Source organism: Sphingobacterium sp. E70, from assembly GCF_019285695.1.
GTDB lineage: Bacteria > Bacteroidota > Bacteroidia > Sphingobacteriales > Sphingobacteriaceae > Sphingobacterium > Sphingobacterium detergens.
In genome coordinates this window covers 6,250,890-6,262,013 of record NZ_CP079104.1, presented here as the reverse complement: position 1 = coordinate 6,262,013, position 11,124 = coordinate 6,250,890, and the positions used below count along the sequence as shown (strand labels likewise).

The 11,124-nt window shown below is 38.8% G+C and carries 14 protein-coding genes and 2 pseudogenes; 9 read left to right on the top strand and 7 right to left on the bottom strand.

Translation table 11 applies throughout. The features are described from left to right. Window positions 1-69 precede the first annotated feature (69 nt). The 3 genes and pseudogenes from KUH03_RS44795 (at window position 70) to KUH03_RS50135 (ending at window position 2,395) form a co-directional block, all read left to right on the top strand. Entirely contained in the window at window positions 70-435 is a 366-nt protein-coding gene (locus tag KUH03_RS44795) for a hypothetical protein (protein ID WP_257090974.1), read from the top strand. 97 nt (window positions 436-532) lie between these two features. After that, a pseudogene (locus KUH03_RS44790) lies at window positions 533-1,237 on the top strand (NAD-dependent deacetylase). Between the two features lie 61 nt (window positions 1,238-1,298). Beyond that, window positions 1,299-2,395, top strand: a pseudogene (locus KUH03_RS50135) (DUF2891 domain-containing protein). 40 nt (window positions 2,396-2,435) lie between these two features. Here the strand turns inward: KUH03_RS50135 and KUH03_RS44775 are convergent. After that, window positions 2,436-2,786, bottom strand: coding sequence for a helix-turn-helix domain-containing protein (locus tag KUH03_RS44775; protein ID WP_257090971.1), 351 nt, complete (start codon window positions 2,784-2,786; stop codon window positions 2,436-2,438). 93 nt (window positions 2,787-2,879) lie between these two features. Between KUH03_RS44775 and KUH03_RS44770 the strand changes: the two genes are divergently transcribed. From KUH03_RS44770 to KUH03_RS44755, 4 genes are all read left to right on the top strand, one after another. Then, window positions 2,880-3,251 (top strand): DoxX family protein, encoded by a 372-nt coding sequence (locus KUH03_RS44770; protein WP_257090970.1) that lies wholly within the window; start codon window positions 2,880-2,882, stop codon window positions 3,249-3,251. A gap of 340 nt (window positions 3,252-3,591) precedes the next feature. Next, window positions 3,592-3,945: a hypothetical protein gene (locus KUH03_RS44765; RefSeq protein WP_257090969.1), complete on the top strand. Its 354-nt coding sequence runs from the start codon at window positions 3,592-3,594 to the stop codon at window positions 3,943-3,945. Window positions 3,946-4,144: 199 nt separating this feature from the next. Then, window positions 4,145-4,705, top strand: a complete 561-nt coding sequence (locus KUH03_RS44760; RefSeq protein WP_257090968.1) for a hypothetical protein — start codon at window positions 4,145-4,147, stop codon at window positions 4,703-4,705. Between the two features lie 111 nt (window positions 4,706-4,816). Further along, entirely contained in the window at window positions 4,817-5,221 is a 405-nt protein-coding gene (locus tag KUH03_RS44755; RefSeq protein WP_257090967.1) for a TonB-dependent receptor, read from the top strand. 165 nt (window positions 5,222-5,386) lie between these two features. On the opposite strand, the gene KUH03_RS44750 is transcribed toward KUH03_RS44755, so the two are convergent. Further along, the gene (locus KUH03_RS44750) at window positions 5,387-5,539 is read right to left on the bottom strand and encodes a lmo0937 family membrane protein (protein ID WP_104381542.1); all 153 of its coding nucleotides are present in this window, start codon (window positions 5,537-5,539) and stop codon (window positions 5,387-5,389) included. A 100-nt stretch (window positions 5,540-5,639) separates the two neighbouring features. Further along, window positions 5,640-6,821 carry a glycosyltransferase gene (locus tag KUH03_RS44745; RefSeq protein WP_257090966.1) on the bottom strand — a complete coding sequence of 394 codons (1,182 nt, stop codon included), beginning with the start codon at window positions 6,819-6,821 and terminating at the stop codon, window positions 5,640-5,642. Window positions 6,822-7,259: 438 nt separating this feature from the next. Here KUH03_RS44745 and KUH03_RS44740 point away from each other — a divergent pair, with 438 nt between their 5' ends. Next, on the top strand, window positions 7,260-7,643 hold the full coding sequence (locus KUH03_RS44740; protein ID WP_257090965.1) for a YidH family protein: 384 nt from the start codon (window positions 7,260-7,262) through the stop codon (window positions 7,641-7,643). Between the two features lie 280 nt (window positions 7,644-7,923). Next, window positions 7,924-8,829 carry a hypothetical protein gene (locus KUH03_RS44735; RefSeq protein ID WP_257090964.1) on the top strand — a complete coding sequence of 302 codons (906 nt, stop codon included), beginning with the start codon at window positions 7,924-7,926 and terminating at the stop codon, window positions 8,827-8,829. A gap of 160 nt (window positions 8,830-8,989) precedes the next feature. Here the strand turns inward: KUH03_RS44735 and KUH03_RS44730 are convergent, their stop codons facing one another. From KUH03_RS44730 to KUH03_RS47775, 4 genes are all read right to left on the bottom strand, one after another. Next, a complete protein-coding gene (locus KUH03_RS44730; protein WP_257090963.1) occupies window positions 8,990-9,544 on the bottom strand; it encodes a S41 family peptidase in 555 nt (184 codons plus the stop codon). Next, window positions 9,544-9,912, bottom strand: coding sequence for a hypothetical protein (locus KUH03_RS44725; protein WP_257090962.1), 369 nt, complete (start codon window positions 9,910-9,912; stop codon window positions 9,544-9,546). Before KUH03_RS44725 ends, KUH03_RS44730 begins: the two co-directional genes overlap by 1 nt. A 413-nt stretch (window positions 9,913-10,325) precedes the next feature. Next, window positions 10,326-10,652 (bottom strand): hypothetical protein, encoded by a 327-nt coding sequence (locus tag KUH03_RS47780; protein ID WP_306429382.1) that lies wholly within the window; start codon window positions 10,650-10,652, stop codon window positions 10,326-10,328. 139 nt (window positions 10,653-10,791) lie between these two features. Beyond that, window positions 10,792-11,082, bottom strand: coding sequence for a hypothetical protein (locus KUH03_RS47775; protein WP_306429381.1), 291 nt, complete (start codon window positions 11,080-11,082; stop codon window positions 10,792-10,794). Window positions 11,083-11,124: the final 42 nt, after the last annotated feature.

The window sequence follows — 11,124 nt, the reverse complement described above, 5'->3', positions numbered from 1 at the left end:
TATATTTTTCGGCTGTCTTTGTTAACGGTTATACTCTTAGCTTCCTGCAGTGCCGGAGATGGAAATAACATGGAACGACAACGGGCGGATTCGTTGTGCAATGAAGTAATCAATGGAAAATTAAACCTGGAGCAATTGGCGGAATCCGATGAATTTATGTATTTCGATGAAAAATATTTTCATGAGCCTTCCGATTTGAAAACAATTCCTGTTTTTGATAAGGTACAGATTCAGCTTGTGACTTATCGGATTTACAAACATGTCAAACTTGTTGATAACAGATATCAATTTGCTGTAAAACAAGCCAAGGATCTACATATACCCAACAAAGCATTTGTCTATTACCAACGGTCTTTTGATGAGATGAACCGAAAGGCTGCCGCTAGCAGGGATTCGATTCGGTTGGAGCTTCAGATGATTATGCCACTAGGTTGATAAGAGAATAAGACAGGTTGTTCATTTTCAAAAGAAAGTATGTCTGAATCTATCAGAATCGGGAGATTTTCTTATTTTTAACTGACTAAAAAGCCAAATGGAAAAGAAAAAGATCGTTGTATTAACAGGAGCGGGTATTTCTGCCGAAAGTGGTATACCTACTTTTAGGGATGCGAATGGACTATGGGAAGGGCATGACGTGATGGCTGTAGCCTCCATCGAAGGCTGGAACAAAAACCCAGTACTGGTGCAGGAATTCTACAACCTTAGACGGAAAGTAGCATTGGCCGCACAGCCAAATGCAGCACATCTGGCCTTGCGTCAATTAGAGTCAGCTTACCAGGTGACGATCATTACACAAAATGTTGACCTATTGCGAGCGGGCTGGTTCCACAAAGATTATCCATTTACATGGCCGTTTGGATCAATCCAAGTCATCCCTTGATGATCGATTGATTTATCCAATTCAGGGGACGAGATAAAAATGGGCGAACTCTGCGAAAAAGGTAGTCAACTGCGACCAAATATTGTCTGGTTTGGTGAGGCTGTCCCCGAGATTGAGCGGGCGATGTTGCACGTTGCTGAGGCAGACATCCTGATTATTATCGGAACTTCGTTACAGGTTTATCCTGCCGCGGGACTTCGGGAATTTGCACCGAGCCATTGCCGATCGTTTTTAATAGACAAACAGATCCCGAATAGTACAGCGTTGGGCCGTGTACAATGTTTTGAACAGGCTGCGACGGTGGCAGTACCAAATTTGGTAACACAGCTACTTCAGGAAGCCTCGGGTAAAAGCTAATACAATAATGAATTATGAACCTGTCTTGGTTGTGAATTAAATGGAATAAAATTTTTAAAAAATGAAAAGAATAATAGGATTGTTCTGTGGTTCTGTTTTGGCGATTTCCTGCCACAACAACTCGGAGGTAAAAGTAAACACAAGTACAAACAATGCGCCGATACAATTGGATAGCGCACAGGCAAAACATCTCCTTACATTGCCCCTGCACTGTATTGAAGTTGAATACCCGAACAAATTGGGACAGGTGCTTGGAAGTGATCAGGATTTGAAGGGACCAAGGACGCTGCACCCCATTTTTTACGGCTGTTTTGACTGGCATTCATCTGTCCACGGCTATTGGTCCATCGTGCGGATTTTGAAGCAATTTCCGGATTTGGATAAATCTGGAGTTATACGGAAGCAACTTAATCACAATATCACTGCCGAAAATGCAGCAATAGAATTAGCTTTCTTTCAGGATAAAAATAATAAGAACTTTGAGCGAACATACGGTTGGGCTTGGCTCTTACAGTTGCAAAAAGAATTATTGACCTGGAAAGATCCGGATGCGGAACGTTGGGCAAAAATTCTGGATCCAATGGCAAAACATATTATGAAAGCTTACCAGGAATATTTACCGAAATTGGTCTATCCGATCCGGACAGGCTATCACGACAATTCAGCTTTTGGTCTTTCATTGGCATTGGACTATGCACGGGGACAAACAATGTCGCCTTCGAAAAATCGTTGACGACAAACGCTGTGAGACTATATGATCATGATAAAAACTGTAATATCTCTTTTGAACCCAGTGGAAGCGATTTCCTTTCACCCTGCCTTGAGGAAGCGCTCTGCATGAGTGTAGTTTTAGGAGAGGACCAATATCGAAAATGGTTGAAAGATTTTCTTCCTGAAATTTTTAATCCGGATTTTAATTTGGAGCCAGGTATCGTAAAAGATCGTACGGATGGACATCTGGTTCATTTGGATGGATTGAATTTTAGCCGGGCTACCTGTCTGAATGGCATCGCTAAGGCACTCCCTGAATTGAAGCATCTGCATGGTTTGGCCAATAAACATTTAAAATATTCATTACCCAATATCACTTCCAAAGATGATTATATGGGATCGCATTGGCTGGGTACTTTTGCCCTATATGCGCTTTCTAAAAATTAATATACGGTCCTTATATTTCCATTGATATAAGGACTGTATTTTACATGTTTTTCTCACCCCATTCATCTATGAGGACCAAAATTTTTTCCAGTGAGCGACCAAGCTCGGTCAGTTCATATTCTACTTTGGGCGGTACTTGTTGATAGACAATTCGATTAATCAATCCGTCCTGCTCCAGTTCTTTCAATTTAGCGATAAGCATGCGCTCCGAAATGCCAACCAATCTTTTTCGCAACTCACTATAACGTAGCCTTTCCTCATGGAGGAGATAAGACAGTATATTTATTTTCCACCTTCCACCAATAGTAGATAAGGTAAATGCAATACCACAATGATCTTTCCAATACGTTTCATTGATTGTATTGGTGGAATTCTCTTTTCTGTTTTTCATACTTACTTTTTGTTGGTATCATACAATTTGGTACGTACTGTTATTCATGCAATTTAATAAAGAAATTTGTAGCTCATCTAATAAAATATAAAAATGGAAACTATAAAATCTATTGTACATTGGTTGAGTTATGCCTATTACCTATACGTATTTGGATACGCCTCATTGTTTAAAGTCTTTCAGAAACAGTCTATGATGCAGAGCATGGATTCATTAGGCTTTAATAAAACATGGACGTTGGGCATTGGAATAGGAGAGTTGTTCGGTGTTGTACTTCTTCTGATCGGTTTATACAAACCAGAGTTTAAGAATATCGGTATCTTGCTTCTGTTTCCGTTTGCGGTGGGGGCGTTGACAGCACATATGGCTCATCAGGAATACCATCATTTCTATAATTCGCTAATCATGTGTGTGCTGAGTATTGTCTTATTGGCGACAGACAAACAGTTTAAAATCACCGTCTAGTTTTTTTGTGTAGAACAAATCGAAATTAATTGATATATATTCATGATTTGTGCTACTTTTTAATTATTTTGATCCATACTATTTCGTGTTTTATTTGGTTATATTGCTATTTAAAATAGTTTTTAATGAATTTTTGAATGAAATAGCACTATGATCATGAAATATATCTTGATTATAAAAAGACTATAAAATTCAAGATTTGTGCTACTTGAAGCTTTGGTTCATGTAATAAATTTGAAAGCAAATCCAGCATGGATTGACGGTATTATGCACAGGTATATCAGACATTTTTTTATAGTCATTATGCTCATTTTTTGTTGTAGCTCACCTGCAGGAAAAAATGAGTAGAGAAACCGCTGCGAAAGCTAGTCACCATCATTCCGTTACTACTGTTGCATCAGGACAGAAACATGATGATTTTTATTTAGGCTCAACAGAAGAATGTTCATTTGAATTGAGCTATGAACAACATTTAGCCTATGCTTTGTGGTTATGTAGTTTGGGCTTACTTCTGTCGATCGCTTTTTCTTTATGGCGAAGAAAGCCTGGTACAGCTTTTATGATTTTCAGAATAAATACCTGTCCAATAGGATTCCTGATCGGTATATCCTTTACCATTCCTTTAGACTTTACTGCTAAACTTCCTGCTATTTCTTGGTTAATTACACATAGCGCATTTTTTATTGCTATGTGATGTTTCACTCTTGTTTTGGAAGTCACGCTTCTTTAACATCAACATCATCTGTACACATGAGTACGACACTTTACGCATTGGCCATCACGGCCATTACAATCAGTTTTTTTCATACGGCATCTGGTCCTGACCATTATCTGCCTTTTATAGTATTATCCAAATCCAAAAATGGTCGCTCGGTAAAACAATCCTTTGGACCGTGGTCTGCGGTTTGGGACATGTTTTTAGTTCGGTTATCTTAGGAATTATCGGCGTATATCTGGGCTGGCAGCTAAATAAAATTAGCTGGTTGCAAGATGTACGTGGAAATCTTTCCAGTTGGGCGCTGTTTATCTTTGGTCTCGGTTATCTATCTTATGGTATCTGGAAGATCTATAGCAAAAAATCCCATAAGCATTTTGATGTGATCGGCAATGAAGTTTATGTGCATGAACATAGTCATGGTAAAAGTTCCCATACTCATCACCATCACAAGACAAAAGTTACACCTTTTGTATTATTTGCAATTTTCGTTATGGGGCCTTCAGAGCCTTTGATACCGCTTTTGTTTTTCTCGGGAGCACATCGGTCTATACCCGAAGTCATTACACTGATCAGTGTGTTTACTATTACAACAGTGATCACGATGGTCGGTATGGTGCTGTTGGGAATCTATGGTTACAATTTGCTCGATACAGAAAAGATAGATCGCTATGTGCATGCTATTAGTGGCAGCGTACTATCCATTTGTGGAGCGGGTATGCTATTTCTTGGTTGGTAATCTGTTGGCGATTGTATATGTTGGCGATGAGGCTGTGGTGGAGCCATCGGGCAAGACCAGACGTTTGGGAGCTGACCTGAGTCTTCGTTATCAGGCAACACCTTGTTATATGTGGATGGTGATATCAATTACGCCTATGCGAGAGCAGTTGGTGAACCGAAAGGAGAGGACTATATCCCATTGGTGCCTTCGTTGACCAGTATAGGTGGGGTTGCTGTGCAATTGCCTTGGGGAATCTCGGCAAATCTGAGGTATAGTTATATGAACACAAAGCCCGCGACTGAAGATAACACTGTACAGGCAAAAGGCTATTTTGTCAATGATCTTCTATTAAATTATGCTTCAGGAAAATGGAATTTCCTGATCCAGGCGCAGAATCTATTCAATACGAAATGGAATGATGCACAATTTGAAACCGAAACCCGTCTTCGTAATGAACGAGAACCTGTTTCAGAAATGCATTTTACACCTGGAACGCCTTTTATGATCAAAGCAGGTTTGAGCTACAAATTTTAAACCGTGGTAATAGTTGATTTTGGGCTGACTATTACAATGGAATACGGTGAATTTGCAGGCCATGAGAGGGATGCAAAGACTACCGTATTCCATAGTCGATCAAATTAGCCTTTTCAAGAGATCTTTTTCAGGTACATTCTATATTTTGTCCCATCCTGACACCGCTTATGCGGCACCGCGAATAACACGTAACAGCACCACAATAATTGCGATGACCAAAAGCGTGTGGATTATATTTCCTGTCGCGTAACCTCCGAAAAAACTTATTGCCCAGATGATAACTAAAATAACGGCAATGATGTATAATAAATTTCCCATAATATTAATGTTTTTTAATTAGAACAACATCCATTTGAATAATGTTTTATAATAAATAAATCAAACTATCTATGCATGACTGCTGTTCAACGCTTCGTCGTTATGCTTCTTGTTTTAAATCAAACGTATGGTAATTCTTATAATGTACCAGCGATCGTACAGGCGTAGCGAGTGTTGAAAGCAGTTCTAGATATACTTTGGCGATCGTCTTCCAGGTCGTCTGTTCCCCATAACAACGTGCTTTGAAACGATGCCATGCAAGTAATCGTTTCGATCTATACAATAATTTGATATGAGCACCCATGGTTTGGACATCATTGAAAGGTGTGAGGATGCCCCGTTCATCCGTCAATAGGTCTACTGCGTGCCAGTAGGGTGTTGAGATTACGGCAGCACCGGCACCGACCGCAAACGATAATGTCCCACTGCTGATCTGCTGTTCATGTTGATAAGGAGAAAGGTAGATATCGCAGGCTGTTAAGTATTCTTTCAATTGATCATCATTAATAAATTCATCAATAAAAATAATCTTATCCTGCAATTGTAACTGATCTACTAAACTTTGTAATTCAAAACGATACGATTCACCCTCATGTGCCAGTACATTCGGATGCGTCTTGCCCATAATTAAATATTTAAAATTTGGTAAATCGAGCCCTACCAATGAGCGGATCGCATATTCTAAGCCTTTACTTCGCCCTATCAGACCAAAAGTCATCATCACAAAATTATCCTGTAGGCCCAATCTGTATTTTGCCAATCCCTGATTGTAATCAAATTGGGGTACACCGTGGGCGATGACATGAATTTTCTGTCTGTCGACCAGTGGAAAGAGATCTTTTAATAATTCACGTCCTTTCGGCGATAGCGAAACTACTGCTTGGGATTTGCTAAGCAGCAATTCCATGATTTCCTTTTGTCGCAAGGATGGAGATTGCAATATGGTATGAAATATTGTCAATAAAGGAATGTTTAAGTGATTGACCAGTTGATTGATAAATATACCATCAGCGCCACCGAATATTCCATATTCGTGTTGGATAATACAATAATCGTATTCGCCATTGATAATATGTACGGCTTGGATATAACTATCAAGTCGTTCTTTGTCGATAACAAAGCGTACTGCCGGATCAAACTGTTCGGAACCGGATTTGGATACAGCAATTACATCGATGGATGCCGTCTGGTCCAATCCCATTCCTTTTCTGAGGTCTTTCGTGAAAGTCGCCAATCCACATTCCTGGGGTGGAAAGGTACTTATAATAACGATTCTTTTCATACATTTAATCCTCTTTTTCCTTGTCTTCCTCATTATTTACCGGAATATCCAAAATAGCCATGAGTAGTAGATAATATCCTTTTTCCAGGCCCATTTTCTTTGCTTTTTGATCTATATTTTCCATATGACATTTTAATAATATAAGGTGGTATCTTGTTTCGTTTTATGCATCAAAAGCTGTACCCAAAGCGGGGCATTTATTTCATATCCGTAGTTTACAAAGGCGTAATCCGTAAAGTGATACAGTGTTTACCGCACAAACACTACAGGAGTAGGTATTTTTCCCTCATGAAAGAAAATTTATGTTAGCTCTTCAAATTGGCCTTCCAACTATTTTTACATGCGGCCTAAACAAAACAGGTCAACTGTTGGTTTACCGTACAAGATTGACTAGGGAATTATCATGTGAAACTTCCACTACATTCGCTTTTTTACCTTATGATAGAAAAAAATAACACCGAAAAAATCAACGACCATTTAGCTAATGAACGTACATTTTTAGCTTGGATAACAACGAGTTTGGGGATCATGGGCTTTGGTTTTGTTGTTGTCAAATTTTCCTTATTTATACAGCAGATCACATTGATGTTGAATTCAAAGACGTCCATGGACATAGAACCCGAATATTCCGGAGTTGTCGGTGTCTCAATCGTTATTATAGGATCCATTACAGTTGTTCTAGCTTATATTAAGTATAGAAAAGTTGCAAAACAGATTGAGTCAGAAAACTTTACTTATGGGTCATACGGTATTGCTTTGATGTCTGCATGTTTTCTTATTATCGGTCTTCTCCTCGGGTGGCATTTGATAGATAGCTTATAAAATCAATATCTGCCATTGGATAATACGATTTATATCAGGTGCTGTTGAAGAATAGACCATAAATCTCATGAGTAGGAATGCCATGACTGGCGTTACGGATATTAAATGAACTACAGCGAATTTTAAAAGAATACTTAACAGGTGAAAATATCTATTTACTTTGTACGATGCGACAGAATAAATATGCTCAAAGTTCAATAGATATGGTGAAATTGATAATGGTTTTGCTATTAACGGTAATATGTGGTGGGGATGTGCACAAGAAAAAAAAGAGAGGACGATGCCAACAACTAATCGTATAAGCTATCTTTCAGAAAAAGTTCGCAGATTCAAAGATGAACCTCTTTATCAACTGGAAGTTGAAAGCCTGTTTAGTTTCAGCGTATTGGTAAACGGTTGTCCGGTTTATTCAAATTTCGATAAAATTCCGGGAATGGGGAGGATAAATATCAATCCCTATATTCTTCAAAGTGGGCAACAACAAGTTACCATTGAACTCTATCCGGGTTATGATGATCAAGGAATTAGTAAGCCCTATCTTGAAGCAGGTGATAAATTTACACTTAAAATAGAGAAAACTGGTTGGGGGAAAGATGGTCTTTTAAAGGAGCCTGAAGAAATTGTGTCTTATAAGGCTGTTGACGAAAAAGTGGATTTAACCAAACGGACAGCATATAAAACCGATATTAGCTTTACGGCTACTGTTCCCTATCAACTTGCCGGATGGAAGAATGGCCAAGATTTGACTCAGTTGGATTCTCAACAGCTCGAAGAGCATGTACTTAGTTTTTATAAGGAGATGATAGCTGCTTTTGAAACAGGTGACTACGATGATTTAAATGCACGATTTTTGAAGGCAGATGCTGAATGGTACCAATCTGAGTATTTTTCCCAAGATATAATTACTAAGTTTCAAACAGTGAAAGGTCGAAAAGGCAAATCTGTCGCAACAAGGTTTTCGAACTCGAAGCCAAATTCCCGAACATTTTATGTACTGGAGGATTACATCATGAAATTCTATGCTGAGGGTAGAATGGTTCGACTTGAACCACGAAAAGGTGTTGATAGGGGAGAATCTTTATTGGGCTATATGGATACAGATAAAAATGGTATGAACAGAAAAACATTCGTAGATATGCTGTTATACATCCCCAAAGGAGAAACGGCATTGCAAATTGTAAGATAAATATTCATCAGGCAATCGCCAAGCTTGATCGTGTCCCTGGAATCAGCGTCCAGATTTATTCTCGATGACCGCTATTGCCTGATCTATGTAACGTTGTTTTGCATTTTTATGACTTCCTGCATTTCGTTATAGGTCAGTTTGGTCTTACCATTTTTTGGCTTCATGTCGATGGGAAAACAATATCAGGCTCTATACCCTCGGCGATCTTGTATACTTTGCCATTCCGGTCTTTTAGGACTGAGGTTGTAAGCATGACCATACAATTCTTGTTGATATTGAAAGGAGCGTTGCCAGAAGTGAGACCACCAGTTTTTTGCCCTATTACTTTTACATTTTTCTGTCCTTTGAAGTGAGCGGTAAAGAACTCTCCGGAACTAGCGGTAATGTTGCTTGTCAATAAAATAATAGGGATATCATTATGCCGCAATTTTATGGGCTTTACCTGATCAGGTTCCAATTGAAAAAGTTGGAAATATGTGAGATCTTCGGGACTTTCAACAGTATAATAAGTAATAGCCGTCGTTTCTTTGCCTTGCGAATCTATATAAGCGTATGTTTTATCGGTGTCCAATAAGGACGGAAACTGCCAGATCATCGGCATGATATTTCCACCGTTGTTTTCCGTTAGATCTATGATCCACGCTTTAGGTTCCTGAGCGTCCAAGTTTTTCAGTTGTATGCCTATGGTATCCACATATTTTCTGTTTTCCAGCATTACGGAGGTACATTGATGTAAGCATATTTGCTATTGATCATATAATGCTGAAAGTTTTTCGGAGGTATACCTGCTTCTTTGTCCGTCATGACCGCCATTTTTTCAAATTGGTCCTGTTCTGATTCCTTATCCTGTCCCGTTTCTTCAAAGAACAAGCTAGAATGACCATCCTTTAAAGTCTTTAACAATTTCTCAAAATATGGTTTTAATTGGTTGACTTCATTAATATGACGAGTCTCCGCTATGAACGCTGGCCTGATGGAATCCCACTGCATAGATTTTCCCATATAGGCATTTTTTTGTAGGGTATCCAGAAATTGGATCACCATTTGCTGTGTTTGATTGACCTGTGCATGTAGCTTCGGCACCCAGAATAATACAATAAAAATAGAAAGGCTCTCTTCATGTTACTTGTTAGTGAATATCGTTTCGTGCGTTTAATATAAGACCAAAATAGTCGTGGTTATCAAATGCTCCAACAGATATTTGTTGGATAAAATAGCAAAAAGAAGATATCCTGCAATCCCTCGTAAATAAAAAAATACTTGTCAATTTTTCGGTTGTAGAAGGAATGTATTCGCTATAGATTTGTTCTATCATTATAAATAATTGCATTATGGAATTAAGTTTCGAACAAATGTGTCACCTAAGCGGCTACGGCGTAGGTATCTGGCGAAAAAATGGTTGCTAGAGCTTGAAGAGCGGCAACACTAATTCCTACTAGTATCGATTTAATCCTCTTTTGAACAGCAATTCGTAGGATTGCTGTTCAAAAGGAAGATTAGCTTTTCATATTCATTCTTTCCTCTTGGAGATCGAGTATGCGAAGGTGTTTTCTAATGATTTCTTCGTCCAATAAAAGCTCTTCACGATTCTTATTGATCAACCACATTCTTTGAGTTTCTATGATGTCGATATAGATTTTTCTATATTCAGCATAGTTAATGATGATTTCCGAACTTGTCAATTGGTTTTCATATTTCTGCAATTGATCCTTCAATGTCGGAAAGCTGTCTACTTTGTCCGCGTAATCTTTACGAATTTTCTCTACAGCTACTTGGGCAAGTTTGTTTTGGATCTCGTAATCGATTTCCTTTTCTGTCCGCACAAAATCTCGATCTATTGGCGGAAATTTCTTTAATAAAAAGGAAGCGTAAGTCCCTGTACAAGCAGTGTTAACAGAATAGCGACAAATGTGATAAAAAGGATCAGATTTCTTTGTGGGAAAGGAACCCCATTTTCTAAAGTTAGGGAATTGAAAGTGCCGCAGCCAAGGAGACTACGCCCCGCATTCCAGTCCAACCAATGATCATGGGCGTTTTCCAGCCTGGAGACTGTGCATCTGCCACAGTGATAAAGTTGCGCATCACTAAAGTGGTAATGACTGCTGCATAGCCCGCTAAAATTCGCACAACAACGAGTACTGCAGTAACTGCAACTCCATATCCAATTGCGGTGTAAATATCAGTATCCCCTAAACCGTTCACTATTTCGGGTAAATCCAAACCAATGAGCATAAACACAATCCCGTTTAGCAAAAAGCAAAAACTTTCCCAGACTGTTACTGTGCGTATTCTGGA